Source organism: Pseudomonas entomophila (genome assembly GCF_013523125.1).
Lineage (GTDB): Bacteria > Pseudomonadota > Gammaproteobacteria > Pseudomonadales > Pseudomonadaceae > Aquipseudomonas > Aquipseudomonas entomophila_B.
This window is the reverse complement of sequence record NZ_JAAMQJ010000004.1, coordinates 74,855-95,502: the sequence shown is the minus strand read 5'-3', so window position 1 is coordinate 95,502 and position 20,648 is coordinate 74,855. Positions and strand designations below refer to the sequence as shown.

General features: G+C 65.3%; 18 protein-coding genes and 1 tRNA gene. 14 read left to right on the top strand and 5 right to left on the bottom strand.

Annotated features, from left to right (window positions below):
• Nucleotides 1-175 precede the first annotated feature (175 nt).
• Complete coding sequence (ygfZ, locus tag G7007_RS03985; protein ID WP_181099127.1) at nt 176-1,120, top strand: CAF17-like 4Fe-4S cluster assembly/insertion protein YgfZ; 945 nt, start codon at nt 176-178, stop codon at nt 1,118-1,120.
• Nucleotides 1,121-1,172: 52 nt separating this feature from the next.
• Nucleotides 1,173-1,979 (top strand): HDOD domain-containing protein, encoded by an 807-nt coding sequence (locus tag G7007_RS03980; RefSeq protein WP_181099126.1) that lies wholly within the window; start codon nt 1,173-1,175, stop codon nt 1,977-1,979.
• A 3-nt stretch (nt 1,980-1,982) separates the two neighbouring features.
• On the opposite strand, the gene G7007_RS03975 is transcribed toward G7007_RS03980, so the two are convergent.
• Complete coding sequence (locus G7007_RS03975; RefSeq protein WP_181099125.1) at nt 1,983-3,362, bottom strand: sensor histidine kinase; 1,380 nt, start codon at nt 3,360-3,362, stop codon at nt 1,983-1,985.
• Nucleotides 3,355-4,026, bottom strand: a complete 672-nt coding sequence (locus G7007_RS03970) for a response regulator (protein ID WP_181099124.1) — start codon at nt 4,024-4,026, stop codon at nt 3,355-3,357. The genes G7007_RS03975 and G7007_RS03970 overlap by 8 nt, the downstream gene beginning before the upstream one ends.
• A gap of 198 nt (nt 4,027-4,224) precedes the next feature.
• Here G7007_RS03970 and G7007_RS03965 point away from each other — a divergent pair, with 198 nt between their 5' ends.
• The 5 genes from G7007_RS03965 to G7007_RS03945 all read left to right on the top strand — a co-directional run bounded on the left by G7007_RS03965 (nt 4,225) and on the right by G7007_RS03945 (nt 9,624).
• The gene (locus tag G7007_RS03965) at nt 4,225-5,514 is read left to right on the top strand and encodes an OprD family porin (RefSeq protein ID WP_181099123.1); all 1,290 of its coding nucleotides are present in this window, start codon (nt 4,225-4,227) and stop codon (nt 5,512-5,514) included.
• Between the two features lie 32 nt (nt 5,515-5,546).
• A complete protein-coding gene (locus G7007_RS03960) occupies nt 5,547-6,527 on the top strand; it encodes a Bug family tripartite tricarboxylate transporter substrate binding protein (protein ID WP_181099122.1) in 981 nt (326 codons plus the stop codon).
• A 93-nt stretch (nt 6,528-6,620) separates the two neighbouring features.
• Nucleotides 6,621-7,079 carry a tripartite tricarboxylate transporter TctB family protein gene (locus G7007_RS03955; RefSeq protein ID WP_181099121.1) on the top strand — a complete coding sequence of 153 codons (459 nt, stop codon included), beginning with the start codon at nt 6,621-6,623 and terminating at the stop codon, nt 7,077-7,079.
• A gap of 3 nt (nt 7,080-7,082) precedes the next feature.
• Nucleotides 7,083-8,597: a tripartite tricarboxylate transporter permease gene (locus tag G7007_RS03950; RefSeq protein WP_181099120.1), complete on the top strand. Its 1,515-nt coding sequence runs from the start codon at nt 7,083-7,085 to the stop codon at nt 8,595-8,597.
• Nucleotides 8,590-9,624 (top strand): AbrB family transcriptional regulator, encoded by a 1,035-nt coding sequence (locus tag G7007_RS03945; protein WP_181099119.1) that lies wholly within the window; start codon nt 8,590-8,592, stop codon nt 9,622-9,624. The genes G7007_RS03950 and G7007_RS03945 overlap by 8 nt, the downstream gene beginning before the upstream one ends.
• 244 nt (nt 9,625-9,868) lie before the next feature.
• On the opposite strand, the gene G7007_RS03940 is transcribed toward G7007_RS03945, so the two are convergent.
• Nucleotides 9,869-11,200: an IS110 family transposase gene (locus G7007_RS03940; RefSeq protein WP_181099118.1), complete on the bottom strand. Its 1,332-nt coding sequence runs from the start codon at nt 11,198-11,200 to the stop codon at nt 9,869-9,871.
• Between the two features lie 462 nt (nt 11,201-11,662).
• A complete protein-coding gene (gene ung, locus G7007_RS03935; RefSeq protein ID WP_181099117.1) occupies nt 11,663-12,361 on the bottom strand; it encodes a uracil-DNA glycosylase in 699 nt (232 codons plus the stop codon).
• A gap of 127 nt (nt 12,362-12,488) precedes the next feature.
• On the opposite strand from ung, the gene G7007_RS03930 reads away from it, so the two are divergent.
• A complete protein-coding gene (locus G7007_RS03930; RefSeq protein WP_181099116.1) occupies nt 12,489-13,595 on the top strand; it encodes an enoyl-CoA hydratase/isomerase family protein in 1,107 nt (368 codons plus the stop codon).
• Here G7007_RS03930 and G7007_RS03925 read toward each other — a convergent pair whose 3' ends face one another.
• The gene (locus G7007_RS03925) at nt 13,596-14,024 is read right to left on the bottom strand and encodes a hypothetical protein (protein ID WP_181099115.1); all 429 of its coding nucleotides are present in this window, start codon (nt 14,022-14,024) and stop codon (nt 13,596-13,598) included.
• A gap of 210 nt (nt 14,025-14,234) precedes the next feature.
• On the opposite strand from G7007_RS03925, the gene G7007_RS03920 reads away from it, so the two are divergent.
• The 6 genes from G7007_RS03920 (at nt 14,235) to G7007_RS03895 (ending at nt 20,606) form a co-directional block, all read left to right on the top strand.
• Nucleotides 14,235-15,716, top strand: a complete 1,482-nt coding sequence (locus G7007_RS03920) for a sensor domain-containing diguanylate cyclase (protein WP_181099114.1) — start codon at nt 14,235-14,237, stop codon at nt 15,714-15,716.
• Between the two features lie 7 nt (nt 15,717-15,723).
• Nucleotides 15,724-15,939, top strand: coding sequence for a cysteine-rich CWC family protein (locus tag G7007_RS03915; protein ID WP_181099113.1), 216 nt, complete (start codon nt 15,724-15,726; stop codon nt 15,937-15,939).
• Nucleotides 15,940-15,968: 29 nt separating this feature from the next.
• Complete coding sequence (locus G7007_RS03910; RefSeq protein ID WP_181099112.1) at nt 15,969-16,661, top strand: pseudouridine synthase; 693 nt, start codon at nt 15,969-15,971, stop codon at nt 16,659-16,661.
• Nucleotides 16,662-16,794: 133 nt separating this feature from the next.
• Nucleotides 16,795-16,868, top strand: a tRNA-Gly gene (locus G7007_RS03905).
• Nucleotides 16,869-17,254: 386 nt separating this feature from the next.
• Nucleotides 17,255-17,764, top strand: coding sequence for an RNA polymerase sigma factor (locus G7007_RS03900; protein WP_181099111.1), 510 nt, complete (start codon nt 17,255-17,257; stop codon nt 17,762-17,764).
• A gap of 241 nt (nt 17,765-18,005) precedes the next feature.
• The gene (locus G7007_RS03895; protein ID WP_181099110.1) at nt 18,006-20,606 is read left to right on the top strand and encodes a TonB-dependent receptor; all 2,601 of its coding nucleotides are present in this window, start codon (nt 18,006-18,008) and stop codon (nt 20,604-20,606) included.
• Nucleotides 20,607-20,648: the final 42 nt, after the last annotated feature.

Sequence of the window (20,648 nt, the reverse complement as noted above, 5' to 3'; positions counted from 1 at the left end):
ACCCTCCTCGAATGGCCGGCCAGTATACAGGCCCGTCCGACCCGCGACACGCGGCATTGGTCGCACGCGCCTGTCAGGCGCTTCGGCACCCTTGCCGTCCGGCCAGGCCGAGCACCTACCTATTTTGCCCGTGGCCCTCTATCATGACTGCAGACTTTACCAACTGCGATGACCCATGGCCGACTCCGCGTTCTACTGCCCCCTCAGCCACGAAGGCATTCTTGCCGTCCTCGGCTCCGATGCCGGCAAGTTCCTTCAGGGACAACTGACCTGCAACCTCACGTACCTCGACCCTGCGCACTCCAGCCTCGGTGCCCGCTGCACGCCCAAGGGCCGCATGCAGTCGAGCTTCCGCATCGTGCCATACGACACGGGCTTCCTGTTGGCCATGACCCAGGAACTGCTGGCGCCGCAACTGGCGGACCTGAAGAAATACGCCGTGTTTTCCAAGGCCACCCTGAGCGATGCCAGCGCCCACTGGGTGCGTTACGGCCTGCAGCAGGGCGAGTCACTGCTCGCGGCATTGGGCCTGGTGCTACCGGAGGACGCGGGCGGGCTCTGCACGCACGAGGGCTTGATCGCCATCAACGTCTCGCCGCAGCGCGCCGAGCTGTGGGTGCCGGCCGAGCAGCACGACGCCGTGCTGGCGCGGCTGCGTGAAGCCCTGCCCGAAGCGCCGCTGGATCGCTGGCTGCTCGGTCAGGTCCGTGCCGGCCTGGGCCAGGTCATGGCCCAGACCCGCGAACTGTTCATCCCGCAGATGATCAACCTGCAGGCCGTCGGTGGCGTGAGCTTCAAGAAGGGCTGCTACACCGGCCAGGAGATCGTCGCGCGCATGCAGTACCTGGGCAAGCTCAAGCGTCGCCAGTATCGTCTGCTGCTGGACGACGGTCAGGCGCCTGCGCCGGGCACCGGCGTGTTCTCCCCGGTGCATGGATCCTCGGTCGGCGAGGTAGTGCTGGCCGCGCCCACGGGCGAGGGCGGCTGCGAGCTGCTGGCGGTGGTGGCCGCGGACGCCATCGAGTCCGGGCAACTGCACCTGGGCAGCCCCGAAGGGCCGCGCCTGACCCTGGCGAGCCTGCCGTACGAACTGGATCGCGACCGAGAGATCCAGCGTTGACCTGCCTGCCCCGTGTGTCGAGCGGGGCAGCCTTCTTTTGCGGTAGCTTTTGATGAATACATTGGCTGAGACGGTCAAGGCGCAACTGGTGGTCGCCATCGAGAATGACGACCTGGTGCTGCCGACCCTGCCCGAAGTGGCGCTGAGCATCCGTGAAGCCGCCGAGGACAGCGAGATCAGCGTCGCGGCGCTGAGCAAGGTCATCGGGCGCGACGCTGCGCTGGCGGCGCGCCTGATCAAGGTGGTCAACAGCCCGCTGCTGCGGGCGACCGTGGAGGTCACCGACCTGCACACGGCCATCACGCGCCTGGGCGTCAACTACAGCTGCAACCTGGCGATCGGCCTGGTCATCGAACAGATCTTCCATGCCCGCGAGCCGGCGGTGGAACAGAAGCTGCGGGCGATCTGGACCAGCAGCCTGGAAGTGGCCGGTATCAGCTACGAGCTGTGCCGCCGCTACACCCGGCTCACGCCGGATCAGGCCGCGCTGGGCGGGCTGGTACACCAGATCGGCGCCCTGCCGATCCTGATCCATGCCCAGGAACACAACGAACTGCTCTCCGACCCGGTCTGCCTGGATCATGTCATCGAACAGATCCAGCCGGCGCTGGGCGACAAGATCCTCAGTGCCTGGGAGTTTCCCGAGCAGCTGGTGCGATTGCCGGGACAGATCCAGGACCTGGATCGCCACACCGCACGCATCGACTACATCGACATCGTGCAACTGGCCCGGCACGTGAGCCAGGGCGAGCCGGGACGCGCGCTCGACACCCTGCCCGCCTACCGTCACCTGAGCCTGCCGGCCGGCACCCGGCTGGAGGCGGCCGAGCTGCTGCACGCACGCGGCCTGCTGCGCTGAAGGTCAGTCGGCGATGAAGCTGACGCGCACCTTCAGCCCGCCGTTCTCGCCGTCGTGCAGGGTGATCTGCGCCAGGTGCGCGCGGCAGATCTCGCCCACGATCGCCAGGCCCAGCCCGGTGCCCTGCGGGCCGCGCCGGTAGAAACGCTCGAAAACGCGTTCGCGTTCGCTTTCCGGGATACCCGGTCCATCGTCCTCGACCTCGAGCACCGCTGGCGCCAGCACCCGAAGCACCACGTCGCCGCCGGAAGGCGTGTGGGCCAGGGCGTTGTCCACCAGGTTGCTGAGCAACTCGTTGAGCAGGGTCGGTTCGCCCTTGAGCCAGACCGGGGCCTGCGCCTCCAGGGCCAAGGAGATACCACGGGCGTGGGCCAGCGGTGCCATGGCCATGCCCAGTTCACGGGTCAGCTGACTGAGATCCAGGCGCTGGGCACCGCCCTCGGCGATCGCCCGGGCACCGTTCTCCACCCGCGCCAGCGAGAGCAGCTGGTTGGCCAGGTGGGTCAGGCGATCGGTGCCCTGCACGGCCGATTCCAGCGTCTGCCGCCAGATCTCCGGGTCCTCGGCGCGCAGGCCCAGCTCGACCCGTGCCTTGAGCACCGCCAGGGGCGTGCGCAGTTCATGGGCCGCCTCGGCGATGAACTGCGCCTGGCGCTGGAACTGGCCCCGCAGCCGTTCGGTGAAGTGATCCAGCGCACGCACGAGCGGCTCCAGTTCGCGCTGCACCTGCACCACCGGCAGGGCCCGCAGGTCGTCCGGCTGGCGCTCCTCGACCGCCGTGCGCAGACGTTCCAGCGGGCGCAAGGCCGCGCTCACCGCGAACCAGACCATCAGCAGCGCGCCCAACGCCAGCATCCCCAGGCGCAGCAACGTATCGGCCATCAGGCTGCGGGCCATGCTGACGCGCGCCTCCTCGGTCTCGGCCACGCGGATCTCCGCCATGCCATTCATGTTCGGCTCGCTGACAGCCTTGAGCAGGCTGACCACACGGACGTTCTCGCCCAGGTACCGGGCGTTGTAGAACCGTGCCAGGGCGGGGTAGTCGTCGGTGCGCGGGGTATCGGCGGGCGGCGCGGGCAGGTGCTCGTAACCCGAGATCAGCCGCTGGTGGATGTCCAGCACCTGGTAGTAGATCCGCCCGGCGCTGTCGTAGGCGAAGGTGTCCAGGGCCACGTAGGGCACGTCGGCGCTGAGCGTGCCGTCACGCTGGGACAGGCCGGCGGCGATGGTCCGCGCCGAGGCCAGCAGGGTCCGGTCATAGGCGGTATCGGCCGCCTCGCGCCCGTTCCAGTAGGCACTCAGGCCGCTGGCGGTCATCAGCACCACCAGCAGCAGCGCCAGGTTCCACAGCAAGCGCCCACGCAGGCTGCCGGTGTCACGCATCGCGGTGCTCGAGCAGATAACCCAGGCCGCGGAAGGTGACGATGGCCACCGGCTGGCCGTCGAGCTTCTTGCGCAGGCGGTGGACGTAGATCTCGATGGCGTCGGGGCTGGCCTCCTGGTCCAGGCCGAAGACCTGGGCGGCCAGCTGCTCCTTGCTCATCACCCGACCTGGCCGGGCGATCAGCGCTTCGAGCACGCTCTGCTCGCGCGAGGTCAGGGCCAGGGTCTCCTCGCCCAGACTGAAACGGCGGGTATCGAGGTCGTAGACCAGGGGGCCGCAGCGCTGCTGACGCTCGCCGCCGAGTACGCTGCGCCGCAGCAGCGCCTTGACCCGCGCCTCCAGCTCGCTCAGCTCGAAGGGCTTGGCCAGGTAGTCATCGGCGCCCAGGTTGAGCCCATGGACCCGATCCTTGACGTCGCTACGCGCGGTGAGCATCAGCACCGGCAGGTTGCGTCCCCGCCCACGCAGGCGCGCCAGCACCTCGAAACCGTCCATGCGCGGCAGGCCGACGTCCAATACCGCCACCGCATAATCCTCGCTGGCCAGGGCCAGGTCCGCGGCAACGCCGTCGTGCAGCACATCGACCGTCAGTCCCGTGCTCTTGAGGGCCTGGGCCACGCTTTCAGCCAGTTGCAGGTGGTCTTCGACCAGCAGCACACGCATCGTTGTCTCCCCTCGCCAATCGGTGGATGGCGCGGAGTGTACCCTGCCGGCGCGGTCGTGAAGCCCCTTGTAACAATCCTTTCAAATTGAAAGCTTGGTGAAAGGTTCATTTCCTAGCATCGCACCACGGCACAGCAAAGATGCCGGTTCTGCACCTCGACTGTGCGTCCAATAAGAACAAGAAATGGAGTCATCGATATGCTGCCACCGCAGCCCTCGGCGCGTGCGCCACACCGATCCTGTTCCGCCCGTCCCTCGGCCATCACCTGTGCCCTGGCGTTCGCCAGCGTAGCGCCCGTGAGTCAGGCTGCCTTTTTCGAGGACAGCAAGGCGACCCTCGAAACCCGCAACATGTACTTCAATCGTGACTTTCGCGATGGCACCAGCCGTCAGCAGTCCAAGCGCGACGAATGGGCCCAGGGGTTCATGCTCAACGTCCAGTCCGGCTACACCGACGGCACGGTCGGCTTCGGCGTGGACGCGCTCGGCATGCTGGGGGTCAAGCTCGACTCCAGCCCGGACCGCACCGGTACCGGCCTGTTGCCGACCCATGACGACGGACGTGCCGCGGACGAGTACTCCAAGCTGGGCCTGACCGGCAAGGTGCGCATCTCCAAAACCGAGCTCAAGGTCGGTACGCTGATCCCGGACCTGCCGACCGTGCAGCCCAACGACGGGCGCATCCTGCCGCAGACGTTCGAAGGCGCCCTGGTCAGTTCCGAGGACCTGGAACGCTTCACGCTCATCGGCGGCCGCCTGGAGAAAGCCAAGGACCGCGACAACACCAACCGTGAAGACATCGCGATCAACAACAAGAACAACCGTTTCGGCGCGACCGTGGCCGGCGAACATTTCGACCTGGCCGGCTTCGACTATGCGTTCACCGACCGCATCAGCGGCAGCTACCACTTCGCCCAGCTGGACGAGGTCTACCGCCAGCATTTCCTCGGCCTGGTGATCAACCAGCCGCTGGGGTCGGGCATCCTGGGTGCCGACCTGCGCCTGTCGACCAGCGACGAGCAGGGCCAGGCCCGTGCCGGGCGCATCGACAACACCACCTTCAACGGTCTGGTCAGCTATGGCCTGAACGGCCACAAGTTCAGCGGCGCCTACCAGCAGCTGTCCGGCGACAGCGCCTTCCCCTACCTCGACGGCGCCGACCCCTACCTGGTCAACTTCGTCCAGATCAACGACTTCGCCAACGCCGACGAGCGCTCCTGGCAGCTGCGCTACGACTATGACCTGGGCAAGCTCGGCATTCCCGGCCTGACCTTCATGACCCGCTACCTGAGCGGTGACAACGTCAGCCGCGCCGCCGGTGGCGAAGGCCGCGAGTGGGAACGTGACACCGAACTCAAGTACGTGGTGCAGAACGGGCCGTTGAAGAACGTCGCCGTGCGCCTGCGCAATGCCAGCTTCCGCTCGAACTTCGCCCGTGACGCCGATGAGATGCGCGTGCTGGTGAGTTACAGCGTGGCCCTGTGGTAATCCGACAACAACAACGCTCACGGAGACCGACCATGACCCCAACCCTACGCCGTCTCGTCCTCGCCACCGGCTGCCTGCTGCTGGCCGGCCAGGCGCTGGCCGCCGAACCCAAGCGCCCCGAATGCATCGCCCCGGCCTCGCCGGGCGGTGGTTTCGATCTGACCTGCAAGCTGGTGCAGAGCGCGCTGGTCAACGAGAAGATCCTCAGCAAGCCCATGCGCGTGACCTACATGCCCGGCGGCGTCGGGGCGGTGGCCTACAACGCGGTGGTCGCCCAGCGGCCGGGCGATGCCGGCACCCTGGTGGCCTGGTCCAGCGGCTCGCTGCTGAACCTGGCCCAGGGCAAGTTCGGCCGTTTCGACGAGAACGCGGTGAAGTGGCTGGCCGCCGTCGGCACCAGCTACGGCGCCATCGCGGTCAAGAACGACTCGCCCTACAAGACTTTGGACGACCTGGTCGCGGCCCTGAAGAAGGACCCGAGCAAGGTGGTGATCGGCTCGGGCGGCACCGTGGGCAGCCAGGACTGGATGCAGACCGCGCTGATCGCCAAGGCCGCCGGGATCAACCCGCGCGACCTGCGCTACGTGGCGCTCGAAGGCGGCGGTGAAATCGCCACCGCGCTGCTGGGCGGGCACATCCAGGTCGGCTCGACCGACATCTCCGACTCCATGCCGCACATCCAGAGCGGCAACATGCGCATCCTGGCCGTGTTCTCGGAAAATCGCCTGGACGAGCCCGAGATGAAGGACATCCCCACCGCCAAGGAGCAGGGCTACGACATCGTCTGGCCGGTGGTGCGCGGCTTCTACCTCGGGCCGAAGGTCAGCGACGAGGACTACGCCTGGTGGAAGGCCTCGTTCGACACGCTGCTGGCTTCGGAAGACTTCGCCAAGCTGCGTGACCAGCGCGAGCTGTTCCCCTTCGCCATGACCGGCGAAGAACTCGATGGCTACGTGAAGAAGCAGGTCGCCGACTACAAGGCATTGGCCCGGGAATTCGGCCTGATCCAGTAACCGCCCCGGAGCGGCGTGGCCCTGCCTCGGTTCGCGTGCGAACGCAGGCGCGCGGGGCACGCCGTCAGCCTCATCCTTTTCGAGGATTTTCCCATGATCCTGCAACGCCTCTTCGCGCTGGTGCTGCTGGCGGTGTGCGCCGCGCTGGCGGTGATGGCCTGGCCCTACCAGGCCGCCTTTTCCTACGAGCCCGTCGGGCCCCGCGCCTACCCGCTGCTCATGCTCGGGCTGATGGGCCTGGGCCTGTTGTACCTGGCCATTCGTCCGACGCCGATCGTCCACAAGGACGACGAGCCGCCGCTGGACCGTGAAACCCTGATCAAGATCGCCTGCTGCGTGGGCCTGCTGCTCATCTTCGCCGCGACCTTCGAACCGCTGGGCTTCATCCTCAGCGCCATTCTCACCGGCCTGCCCATGGCGCGCCTCTACGGAGGGCGCTGGTTGCACAGCGCCGTGGTGGTGATCGGCATGAGCCTGTTCCTGTACTGGCTGTTCGACCGCGTGATGGATGTACCGCTGCCCCTGGGCCTGCTCGACGTGCTGGAGAACTGACACATGGATACCTTGAGTTATCTCGGCCAGGGCTTCGGCGTCGCGCTGACCCCGTACAACCTGGTCACTGCCCTGTCCGGCACCCTCATCGGCACGGTCGTCGGCCTGCTGCCGGGCCTGGGGCCGATCAACGGCGTCGCCCTGCTGATCCCGATCGCCTTTGCCCTGGGCCTGCCGCCGGAATCGGCGCTGATCCTGCTGGCGGCGGTATACCTGGGCTGCGAGTACGGCGGACGCATCAGCTCGATCCTGCTCAACATCCCCGGCGAAGCCTCGACGGTGATGACCACCCTGGACGGCTACCCCATGGCCCGCAAAGGCCTGGCGGGTGTGGCCCTGTCGCTGTCGGCCTGGAGTTCGTTCATCGGCGCCTTCATCGCCACCTGCGGCATGGTGCTGTTCGCGCCGTTGCTGGCCAAGTGGGCGATCGCCTTCGGACCGGCCGAGTACTTCGTGCTGATGGTGTTCGCCATCGTCGCGCTGGGCGGCATGGCGGGCGACAAGCCGCTGAAGACCTTCATTGCGGCCCTGATCGGCCTGTTCCTGTCGGCCGTCGGCATCGATGCCAATAGCGGCGTCTACCGCTTCACCGGTGACAGCGTGCACCTGGCCGACGGCATCCAGTTCGTCGTGATGGTGCTGGGCCTGTTCTCGATCAGCGAGATCCTGTTGCTGCTGGAGAAGACCCACCACGGCCACCAGGCGGTCCAGGCCACCGGGCGCATGCTGTTCAACGTCAAGGAAGCGGCCTCGGTGTTCGCGGTCAACATCCGCTGCGGCCTGCTCGGTTTCGTCATGGGCGTGCTGCCGGGCGCTGGCGCGACGCTGGCCAGTGCCGTGGCCTACATGACCGAGAAGCGCATGGCCGGTGAGAGCGGCACGTTCGGCAAGGGCGACGCCCGTGGCCTGGCCGCGCCGGAAACCGCCATCGGTGCCTCGTGCTGTGGCGCCCTAGTGCCGATGCTGACGCTCGGCGTACCGGGTTCGGGGACCACCGCCGTAATGATCGGCGCCCTGACGCTGTACAACATCACCCCAGGCCCGATGCTGTTCGAGCAGCAGCCGGACATCGTCTGGGGCCTGATCGCCTCGCTGTTCATCGCCAACATCATGCTGGTGATCCTGAACATCCCGATGATCCGCATCTTCACCCGCATCCTCGCCGTGCCGAACTGGGCCCTGGTGCCGGTGATCGCGATCATCACCGGGATCGGCGTATACGCCGTGCACGCCACCACCTTCGACCTGTTCCTGATGGTCGGCATCGGCATCATGGGCTACATCCTGCGCAAGCTGGACTTCCCGCTGTCGCCGATCCTGCTCGGCTTCATCCTGGGTGGGCTGATGGAGCAGAACCTGCGTCGCGCGCTGTCGATCTCCAACGGCGAGCTGGGCATCCTGTGGTCGAGCCCGATCAGCCTGGGGGTGTGGGTGCTGACCCTGTGCATGCTGGCCTTGCCCCTGCTGCGCATCTGGCGTCGCCGTGCCCGTCAGCGCCAGGCGGCGGCCGGTGCCTGATCGCACCCTCCCGCTGTACTGGGCCACCGGTCTGGTCGGTCTGGCCGGTGGCCTGCTCGCCAGCCAGATCGGCTGGCCACTGCCCTGGATGGTCGGCTCGTTGCTGGCGATCATCCTGGTGCGCTGCCTGACCCCCTGGCAGTTGCCGGAGATCCCCAACGGCCGCAAGTGCGGCCAGTGGCTCATCGGCATCGGCATCGGCCTGCACTTCACCCCCGAGGTGATCGAGCAGGTCGCCAGCCACTTCCTCCTGATTCTGTTCGGCGCGCTGCTGGTCACGGTCTCGAGCGTGGTCGGCGTCTGGCTGCTCAGGCGCGGCGGCGAAGACCCGGCCACGGCGTTCTTCGCCAGCATGCCGGGCGGCTCGGGCGAGATGGTCAACCTCGGTGCCCGCAATGGCGCTGCGCTCGGCCAGGTGGCCGCGGCGCAGAGTCTGCGGGTGCTGGCGGTGGTGCTGTGCGTGCCTGCGCTGTTCAAGTTTCTGCTGGGTGACGGCGTGCCCGTGGCCCATGCCGGTCAGGTAAGCTGGGGCTGGCTGGCGCTAGTCGGCCCCCTTGGCTTGCTGGCGGCCTGGCTCTGGCAACGCCTGCGTCAACCCAACCCCTGGCTGTTCGGGCCGCTGCTGGTGGCCGCCAGCGTCAGCCTGGCCGCCGACCTGCGCATCGGCCTGCCGGACGGTGGCAGCCAGATCGGCCAGTGGTTGATCGGCAGCGGCCTGGCCTGTCACTTCAACCGCGCGTTCTTCCGTCGGGCCCCGGCGTTTCTCGGGCGCACCCTGCTGGCCACCGCATTGAGCATGTCGATCGCCGGTGCGGCCGCCTGGGCGCTCAGCTACCTGACGCACCTGGACGTTCGTTCGCTCACGCTGGGCATGATGCCAGGCGGGATCGCCGAGATGAGCCTGACGGCCGAGACCCTGCAGCTGTCCGTGCCCCTGGTGACGGCGATGCAGGTGATGCGGCTGCTGTTCGTGCTGTTTCTGGCCGAGCCGTTGTTTCGGCGCTGGGCCAGACGTGGGGGTGCCTGAGCCCTCCTACGGCGTCTGGACGACCGTATCGCGGGCAAGCCCGCTCCCACAGGGGACCAACAGCCTGCAGCATCGCGGCTAGGGGTTGTGGGAGCAACTGTCTTCTTCTACTTGGCACATGCCTGACCGCATGGACTGATGTGTGGGCTTACCCGCGACGCAGGCGGCGCCTGACAGGGCCCTATCGCTGGCAAGCCAGCTCTCATCAAACATAAAATAAACCCTTGTTTCATAAGCAAAAAAATCAAGCGACTTTGCTCAGTTCCAGCCCCAGCTTCCGGGCCTTGCGCAGCAAGGCTCGAAGCTGCCTGTCCCTACTTCGCTCTTCAAATGCCTCGATCCTCTGCTCAACATACGGCTGACCCTTGGTCAACATTGCGTAGATCAGCCGCGCAAGCTGGTGGGCCGTTGCCTTGATGGCGCAACTGGTATCCATCCGTGATAGACGAGCACGGTGGCTGGCACCGATGAAGCTCTTGTCATTTCGGGCATTGGATGCGGCCTGCTTCAGTGCTTGTGCCGCGCGGTTGAGTACTTTCGGGCCGACTCCCGACAACTGCCGGCCTCCGGAGATTCGAGTAGGGGGTGCCAGGCCTAGCCAGGAGCAAAAGTGCTGTGAACTTGCAAACCGGCCCAGATCCGGCCCGATTTCGCTGGCAAGCACCAAGGCTGTATCGACACCGATGGTGGGGATAGCCGTCAGATCTACGCCCATCATCCTCCACAGTGCCTGATGCAAGGCAGCTTGATCGGCCGTGGAGCGGTGTGGGCTACGCAGTGCCTTGCGTGAGGGCTTGGGCGCATCTTCTCGCACCGGCAGTTGCTCCAAGGCACATGCAATGGCCTTGTCATTTCCAGCAATCTGCTGCTCCAGAAAATCGTAAGCTTCCACTTCCTGCTCAAGCATATGAAGATGCTCCAGACGCCAGTTGCCGTGCAGGCTGCGCGCAACGGTTTCCTGAGGGGCTTTTATTCGACGATCAATCATTCCGGCCAGCTTTTGTGGATCGCGCTCGCCGGCGATGATAGCTCGCAGGATCCGCATCCCCGTGACGCCTGAAATGTCACTGATGACGTTGGCCAACTGGATGTTCATCTGAACAAGCGCTTTCTGGATTCGGTTCAATGTCTGAGCTTGGTCGCGAACTTTGTTCGCTCGCTGACGAACCAGCGCCCGGATGGAACAAATCGCATCCGAGGGGCGGAAGGCTCCCCGCAACAGACCGTGGCTCATCAGCTGCCAGATCCACTGACAGTCGAGCACATCCGACTTGCGCCCAGAGATCTGTCGCGTTGCTCGCGAGTTGACCAGGTAAACCTTGAAGCCACGCGCGTCGAGCAACTCGAAAAGCGGGATCCAGTAAACGCCGGTTGCCTCCATGGCAACGACTTCGATTTTCAGCTCAGCGAGCCAGTCTGCAAGCTGATGGAGGTCATGCGTGAACGTTGCAAAACTGCGAACACAGGGCGCGTGATCGACACTGGCGGCAACCCAGTGCTCACGGCTACCGATGTCGATGCCTGCACAGTGCGGATGAACGAGCTCAAAACGTTGCTTGGCTTGCTTGCGCGCCATAGGAATTCCTCGCAGGATAGAGGGGCGCGGGGCACACGGCGGCGAAAGGGGTTCACTCTCTCATACGTGGTCACCACCTTGCGGTGGTGCCGACAGGGACTCCACGCCGATGCCGTGCGGGCCACTCTCCCACGCGGGTGCTGACACACCAATGCGGTCTACGGCCTCTGTCCCGCGCACTCAAGATCGTAGCAAAGCAAAAGGCGGCTGCCCCTACGGGTCAGCCGCCTTTTGCTTTTCGCCCTGCTTATCACCGCGGAAGATCAACCATGCATGGCCCAGTTTGCTGCGCGACAGCGCGGCGCTTGGCGGCGGGCGGACTCCCACCCAGACCTCTCCAGCCGCCGGTGTAGGCATGGCTGCGCAAGCAGCTTGTGGGAGCGGGCTTGCCCGCGATTGGCGGCGGCACCTCCTGACTGTAGAGAAACCGCCTGCCGACCCATCAGCGCAGGCCCTGCCTTCTTAACCCACCGTTTCCGGCAACGACCAATCGATCGGCTTCATGCCCCGCTGCTCGAGGAAGGCGTTGGTCCGGCTGAAATGCCCACAGCCGATGAACCCGCGGTAGGCCGACAGCGGCGAGGGGTGCACCGACTTGAGGATCAGGTGCTTGGTGCCGTCGATCAGCTTCTGCTTGCTCTGCGCATGCGCGCCCCACAGCAGGAACACCACGTGCTCGCACTGCTCGCTGACCACCTGGATGATCCGGTCGGTGAAGTACTCCCAGCCTTTCTTGGCATGGGACGCCGCGTTGCCGCGCTCGACCGTCATGGTGGTGTTGAGCAGCAACACGCCCTGGTCCGCCCAGCTCTGCAGGTAGCCGTGGTTCGGGATCGGCAGGTTCAGGTCGCGGTGCAGTTCCTTGAAGATGTTGACCAGCGACGGCGGCGTCGGCACGCCTGGCTGGACCGAGAAGCACAGCCCATGCGCCTGGTTGGGGCCGTGGTAAGGGTCCTGCCCGAGAATGACCACCTTGACCTGGTCCAGCGGCGTGGAGTTGAGCGCGTTGAAGATCAGCGGCCCCGGTGGGTAGATCTGCTTGCCTGCGGCATACTCGTGGCGCAGGAACTCACGCAACTGATGCATGTAGGGCTGGTCGAACTCGGCACGCAGCGCGGCTTTCCAGCTGGGTTCGAGCTTGATGCGATCGTCGTCGGTCATAGGTTCATCCGTTGGCAAGGTGGCGCGACGGTAGGAAAGCCATCGTGCCTTGTCAATCAGTCCGACCACGGCCAGGCGCGTTCGCTCCGACCAGCCATACTGGAGGCGGTCTTGAAGAGGGAACACCATGTCCATTCAGTGTGAAGTGCATACCGGCGCCTATGGCGCCCGCATTGGTATTGCGACGCTCGACGCGCCCAGGTCGCTCAATGCCTTGAACCTGCCGATGATCGAAACGCTCGACGAGCATCTGCGGGCCTGGGCCGAGGATCCGAAGGTGGCCTGCGTGCTGCTGCGCGGCAATGGCCCGAAGGCGTTCTGCGCCGGGGGCGACGTGCGCAGCCTGGTCCAGGCCTGCCGTGAGCAGCCCGGCAGCGCGCCACCGTTGGCTGCACGGTTCTTCGCCACCGAGTACCGGCTCGACCACCGCCTGCACACCTATCCCAAGCCCGTGCTCTGCTGGGGTCACGGGCACGTGCTCGGCGGTGGCATGGGCCTGCTGCAAGGGGCGTCCATCCGGATCGTCACGCCCAGCAGCCAGCTGGCGATGCCCGAGATCAGCATCGGCCTTTATCCGGACGTCGGTGCCAGCTGGTACCTGAGCCGTCTGCCCGGCCGTCTGGGCCTGTTCCTCGGCCTGACGGGCGCACCGATCAACGCCCGCGATGCCCTGGACCTGGGCCTGGCCGATCGCTTCCTCAACGACGCGCAGCAGGACGCGCTGATCGACGAGCTACTGCAGCTCGACTGGGACGAGCACGTCGACCTGCAGCTCAACAGCCTGCTCAAGGCCGAGCAGCGGTGCGCGGTCGATGCGCTGCCCGAGGCCCAGTGGCTACCGCGCCGGGCGCGGATCGATGCGCTGCTGGACGTCGCCGACCCCGTCGCGGCCTGGCAGGCCGTGTCGGCATTGCGCCACGACGCCGACCCCCTGCTGGCGGCTGCTGGTCAGCGGCTGCACGAAGGCTGTCCGCTGACGGCGCGCCTGGTCTGGGAGCAGCTCAGGCGCGCACGTCATCAATCGCTCGCCCAGGCGTTGCGCATGGAATACACCTTGAGCCTGAACTGTTGCCGCTACCCCGAATTCAGCGAAGGCGTTCGTGCACGCTTGCTGGAGAAGGACAACGCCCCGCGCTGGCACTGGCCCGACATCGCCCGTGTGCCGGACGCCGTGGTGGCGGCGCATTTCCAGGAGGACCGACAGGCCCCTCACCCGCTGGAAGATCTGGTCTGATCAGCGCTGCCAGCCGCGTGGCCCCCACCCTGGGGAATGCGCGCCCGGCACGCCACGCTGATCGAACGCACGCCGCTGCTCCTGGTAGCGGCGGTCGTACAGGCGACGATCCCGGTCACGACCGTAGTCGTGCCGGTGTCGCTGCCCGATGAACCGCCGGTCCTGCACGTCGCGGTCTCGCCAGTGCGGGTTCAGGCCGGGCGGCGGGTAGGGCACAAAGCGCGGTGGGCCGGCATGCCGGTGGTACGGCCTGGGTGGCACCGCGTAATACCCAGAGGGCGTCACCACCTGATAGCGTTCCACCTGATAATAGGTCGGATAGACAGGGCGGTCGGTGCTGTAGTACTGGGTAGTATAGGAACCGACGTAGGGTGTACATGCCGTGGTCAACAGCCCCAACCAGGCAATCAGCAGCAGTCGTCTGTACATGGCGGCCTCCCGGACCGCTGAGGATTCCGGCCAGCGACGCTGGCAGGCGCGATCGCCACACGGGGATCGACCCTGAATCAGACTGATGAACAGGCGTGCAGTGCCCTTTCTGCAATGAATTGAAACAAAGCTTTACACCACTCACATATTCGACTCATTTCGCCACGATCGCTCTAAACTGGCGCCACAGGCACACATCACAGGAAGATCATGCCGTCACGTTCCGTTCTGCTTTCGCAACGCTCGCTGATCTTCACGCTCTTGCTCTTGCTGGCCTGTGGCTTTCTCGCGACCTCCTTCCTGAGCTATTTCGCCTCACGCAGTGCGCTGCGCGACAACCTGCTGAACACCGAGCTGCCGCTGACCTCGGAGCGGGTATACGCCGAGATCCAGAAGGACCTGGTGCATCCCATCCTGGTCGCCAAGATGATGGCGCGCGATACCTTTCTGCGCGACTGGATTCTCGAGGGCGAACAGGAGCCGCAGAGCATCACCCGTTACCTGGAAGAGATCGTCAGCGAACAGGCGACCTGCACGGCCTTTTTCGTCTCCGACCGCAGCCAGCGCTACTACCAGGCCAAGGGTGTGCTCAAGCAGGTCTCGCCCACGGCCTGGCGCGATGCCTGGTATTTCAGGCTCAAGAACGCCAAGACGCCCTACGAGATCAACGTCGACCTGGACATGGCCAACGGGGATGCGCTCACGGTGTTCGTCAACTACCGCGTGCTCGATTACCAGCAGCGCTTCATCGGTGCCGCCGGTGTCGGCCTGAGCGTCGACGCAGTGGTCGAGCTGATCGATGAGTACCAGCAACGCTATCAACATTCGGTGTTCTTCACCGATGCGCAAGGGCGCGTGCTGTTGACCGGTTCCGAGGGCGGCCCCCATGGCCTGCGCGCCGGCCAGGCGCTGGACAGGCAACCGCCCTGGAAAACGCTGCTGGCCGACCGGCCCATTCCCGATGAAGGCAGCCACGAATACCGCGATGCGGCCGGCCAGCGCCACTTCGTGAACGTGCGCCTGATCCCTGAGCTGGACTGGTACCTGATGGTCGACAAGCGCGAGAACGGAGCCCTGGACCGCATTCGCCAGTCGCTGTACCTCAACCTGGCGATCTGCGCCATGATCACCCTGGTAGTGCTTTCGCTGCTGCATGCCATGCTCAAGCGCCACCAGCACGACACCGAAGCGCTGGCCGGCCTGGACAGCCTCACCGGCCTGCCGAACCGTCGCAGCTTCGACCGCACGGCAGGTCAGGCCCTGGACGATGCCCAGCGCGAGCACGAGCCCCTGGTCGCCCTGCTGATCGACCTGGACCACTTCAAGGCGCTCAACGACACCCATGGCCACCTGGCCGGTGATGAAGTGCTGCGCGAGTTCGCCCTGGTGCTGCGCAGCAGTCTGCGGCAGACGGACATCCTGTGCCGCTGGGGCGGTGAGGAGTTCATCGTGCTGCTGCGCGACGTCGAGCCGGCGCGGGCGTACGAGGTGGCCGAGAAGATCCGCCGTCGCACCGAACAGCTGGCCTTCGCCTTCACCGACCATCCGTTGCGCCTGACCACCAGCATCGGCTTGAGTTACCGGCGGCCCGACGATACCCTGCACAGCCTGATCAGCCGCGCCGACGACGCGCTCTATCATGCCAAGCAGCGCGGACGCAACCGGGTCTGCGCCGAACCGAGCGACCCCTGACCCGACCATGACCGACACCCGACGCTGCCCTGCCTGCGCAAGCCTCAACGATTGCGCCCTGGCCAACCCGGCCAACGCCACGCAGGCCTGTTGGTGCTTCAACGTGAAGATCGACCCGGCTGCGCTTCAGGCCATCGCCGCCGACCTGCGCGACCGTGCCTGCCTGTGTCCACGCTGTGCACAAGGCCTCGATCCGGTGGTGGACGACGCGCCAGCGGCTTGACCCTTTCTTTTCCGCGATCGGACTGATCCATGCGCCTGGACCGTTTCCTCGGCAACCTGCCGTGCTTCAACCGCCAGCAGGTGCGCCTGTCGCTGGCCCAGCGTCGCGTGCGCGTCAACGGCCACGCGGTCGACGATCCCCGCCATGACGTCAGCGTCTTCGACCGGATCGAAGTCGATGCGCGCGTGGTACAGGCCGGCGAGCCGGCGCGGTACTGGATGCTGCACAAGCCGGCAGGCTGCGTCAGCGCCACCACCGACCCGGATCACCGTACCGTGATCGACCTGCTGCCAGCCGACGTGGGCCATGGCCTGCACATCGCCGGTCGGCTCGACTACAACACCACCGGGCTGATGATCCTGACCAACGACGGGCAGTGGTCACGCCGCCTGACCCAACCGGTCACCAAGCTGCCGAAGGTGTACCGGGTCGAGACGCAGGACGAGATCACCGCACAGTATGCAGCGCAGTTCCGCCAAGGCATCTACTTCGCCTTCGAGGACCTCACCACCCTCCCCGCCGAGCTGGTCGTGCTGGGCCCGCGCCTGGCCCGGCTGAGCATCGTCGAGGGGCGTTATCATCAGGTGAAACGGATGTTCGGCTACTTCGACAACAAGGTGATCGGGCTGCACCGGGAGCGGATGGGGGGTATCGTGCTGGATGAACGGCTGGCGCCGGGGGAGTACCGGGCCTTGACTGCAGCGGAGATCGCGCTGGTCTGAAACGCGGTGATTTCAGTTTTTTTGAGTCCCAGGCTTCTCATCAAGCACAGGTTCTGGTAAAACGTTCAGCTCCGAAGCGGGTGCTGGTCATAACCAGGCGGCATAAGGCAAGACGCGGCGGATCGCTCGACACGCGGGTATAGTTTAGTGGCAAAACGAAAGCTTCCCAAGCTTTAGTTGAGGGTTCGATTCCCTCTACCCGCTCCATATCTCCCCTCCCTCCGAAAAACACCGAAAACGTCCGTCGAGCTTCCCAAGCCGGCGAAGACGAACGGTTTCACCTGATTCGATTCCATCGGCCTTTGGCGACATCGTTAGCGTTTTAGAACACAGCTGCCTGATTCTTAGCGTTTTTGAGTCCTCGTTAAAGGATTTCATCACGTAGGCCGTTTTCAAGAGCCTTGCTGCACAGCCCGACATCGCACTGACGCAATTCTTTACGCGTCCGCTTCATGACCGGCGCAAGGTGCATGAACCGTGCAGCGGTCATCTTTGCATCACATATGGATACACGATGCCCTTGGCGCATCGCTTGACCGACGTTTTGATGACAATAATTATCATTAACTGATCATCGGTCCAGGTCATCCCCCGTGATTCAGTCCCGCTTCAATGCCTTCTTCCTCACCCACCGCACGCCCCTGCTGCGCACCCTGCAGCGCCTGGTCGACAGCCCCAGCACCGCCGAGGACCTGCTTCAGGAGACCTACCTGCGCGTGGCCCGGGCCCTGCGCGAACGCCCTGTCGAGCACCTGGAACCCTTCGTGTTCCAGGTGGCACGCAACCTGGCGCTGGATCATCTGCGGGCGCGCAGGCTGCAGAGGCGTACGCTGCTCGACGACGTGCCCGAACGGGTGTTGCACAACGTGCCCGCACCGATCGGCACCTGTGAGGAGGCCGCCCATGCCGAGCAGCTGCTGCGACGCCTGGGCACGCGCCTGACGCTGACCCCGCGTCAGCGGCGCATCTTCACACTCAGCCGCCTCCAAGGCGCCAGCTACCTGGAGATCGCTGCGCGCTTGCAGGTCTCGCCCAGCACCGTGCAGAAGGAGCTGAAGCTGATCAAAGGCCTCTGCCAGGAGGTCGCCGGGCGCTGGCGGTAGGTGTTGGAGACAGTGGCCATGGCGAGGCCGCCCCCACCGATCCGAGCAGGCGCCCTGCGGGTGATCGCTTCATCCTGTTGGCACACCTTGCCGACCGCGATACGCATGGGTCGGGGCTTCGACGGTTTTTTTACGCGATTCCACAGGCTCATGCGTCTTGTTATAGCCAATGCAACTGATTTCCATTCATTCACGGGATCGGTCACTGCCTCTAACGATTCGCGCGACAGGGAGCGCCTCGATGTTCACAGGTCCACTTCACCCCTCCACGACTCCACGCCGCCTGAGCCAGCTGTCCTTGTTGACACTGGCGATGCTGACCAGTGGTCTCTACGGCCCCGCCGTCATGGCCGAGCCGCGCGCCCAGGCAAGCCCGTCCTCCGCCGACCCGACTGCGTTCACCCTCGATCAACGCCCTCTGGTCTCGGCGCTCGAGGCTTTCATGCAGGTCACAGGCTGGCAGGTCGATTATCCGACGGCACTGGTGGCCGACGTGTCGTCGCCAGGCGTACACGGCACCTTGCCGGCCGAGCAGACGTTGCAGCGCCTGCTGCAAGGCACCGGGCTGCGCTTCCGGCCGCTCAGCCACGGCCATGTGGTGCTCGAGCGCGAACAGGCCGACTCCGTCATCGCTTTGCAACAGCTGACCGTCAGCGCCACGCGCACGCCACAGGACGTCGCCTCGGTACCGAGCACGGTCAGCGTGCAGACCCGCGAGCAGCTGGACCGGCAGAACGTCAACGACATCAAGCAACTGGTGCGCCATGAGCCAGGCGTCATCGTCGGCGGTGTCGGCCAGCGCAGCGGTCTGAACGGCTACAACATCCGTGGCATCGACGGTGAGCGGATCCTCACGCAAATCGATGGCGTGACGGTTCCCGACGGTTTCTTCTACGGGCCTTACGCGCAAACCCAACGCAACTACGTCGACCCGGAGATCATCAAGCGTGTCGAGATCCTGCGCGGGCCGGCTTCGGTGCTCTATGGCAGCAACGCAATCGGCGGCGCGGTCAGCTATTTCACCCTCGATCCCGACGACATCATCAAGCCAGGCCAAGACGTCGGCGCGCGCCTCAAGACCGGCTACAGCTCGGCCGATGACAGCTGGCTGACCTCGGCCACCGTGGCCGGCCGTCAGGGCGATGTCGAAGGCCTGCTGCACCTGAGCCAGCGCAACGGCCACGAGACCGAGTCCTATGGGCGGCATGGTGGAACCGGCGTGGCACGCACGCAGGCCAACCCCCAGGACGTGCGTACCACCAACGTGCTCGCCAAGCTGGGCTGGCACCTGGACGAGGATGCGCGTCTGGGGCTGACCTACGAGCGCTACAAGGACGATCGCGACCAGAACCAGCTCAGCGCCGTAGGTGGCCCGTTCAACGATGGCCGTCCGTTGGGCCTGTACCGTAGTCGGCTCGGCAACGACACCATCACCCGTGAGCGCGTCGGCATCGACAACCAGTTCGGCCTCGATACACCCATGGCCGACCAGGTCAAATGGAGCCTGAATTACCAGCTGGCCAAGACCGACCAGTCCACCGAAGAAGACTACTTCCCGTTCAGCTATCGGGTACTGCGTACGCGGCACACCACGTACAAGAATCGTCAGTGGGTCTATGACATGCAGCTGGACAAGGCCTTCGACCTGGCCGCGACGCAGCACCAGGTGACCTATGGCGCAACCTGGCGTCACGAGCGGATTACCGGTTCGCGCAGCGGCACGGCGACCTGCCTGGCCGTCGGGTCGAAGCGCCCCCGTGTAGGCGCCGACCGGCCGGACAGCGCGCAGCCGCAGGTCAGCGACTTCCCGGACCCGACTTACGACACCTACAGCCTGTTCGTGCAGGACGAGATTCGCTGGAACGACTGGACCTTCCTGCCTGGGCTGCGCTACGACTACACGCACCTCGAACCGAAGATGACCGACGCCTACCTGCGCTCGCTGCAAGGCAGCAACGGGATGCCGAGCCGTGTCGACGACTCGTCCAAGACCTGGCACCGCCTGTCGCCCAAGCTGGGCCTGACCTATGCACTCGATGAGCAGAACACCTGGTATGCCCAGTATGCCGAGGGTTTCCGCACGCCCATGGCCAAATCGCTGTACGGGCGTTTCGAAAACATCGGCGATGGTTACGTGGTCCAGCCAAACCCTGGCCTGAGACCAGAAACCAGCAAAGGCCTGGAGACAGGCGTGCGTGGCCACTACGACACCGGGGAGTTCTCCGTGGCGGCCTTCTATAACCGGTACCGCGACTTCATCGACGAGAACGGCGTGCAGTCGGCCAACCTGGAGACCACCTTCCAGGCCAACAACATCAAGCGTGCCACCATCCAGGGGGCCGAGCTCAAAGGCCGCCTGAACCTCGACCGCTTCGGTGGCTTCGACGGGCTCTACTCGCTGGCGTCGGTGGCCTACCAGCATGGCCGCAACGACGATACCGGTCAGCCGCTGAACAGCGTCGCGCCGCTGACCGGTGTTCTGGGTCTGGGCTATGAACGGGCCAGGCATGGCGCGCAGTTGAGCTGGACCCTGGTGAAACGCAAGAGCCGTGTGGACGACACGCAGTTCTACGCGCCCGATGGCAGTAGCACCGGCTTCAGGACCGCAGGTTATGGCGTACTCGACCTCACGGGCTTCTACAAGCTCACCGACGACCTGACGCTCAATGCAGGCTTGTACAACCTGACGGACAAGCAGTATCGCCAATGGGAAGACGTGCGCAAGTACGCCTCGGTGGGCAGCAATGGCCAGAGCGAAGCGGCCGTGACCCAACCCGCCAATCTGGATCGCCTGACGGCACCAGGGCGTAACGTCGCCATCAACCTGGTGTGGGACATCTGACCAAGCGACATGACCGTGGACCAGAGCGATCGTTACGTATGC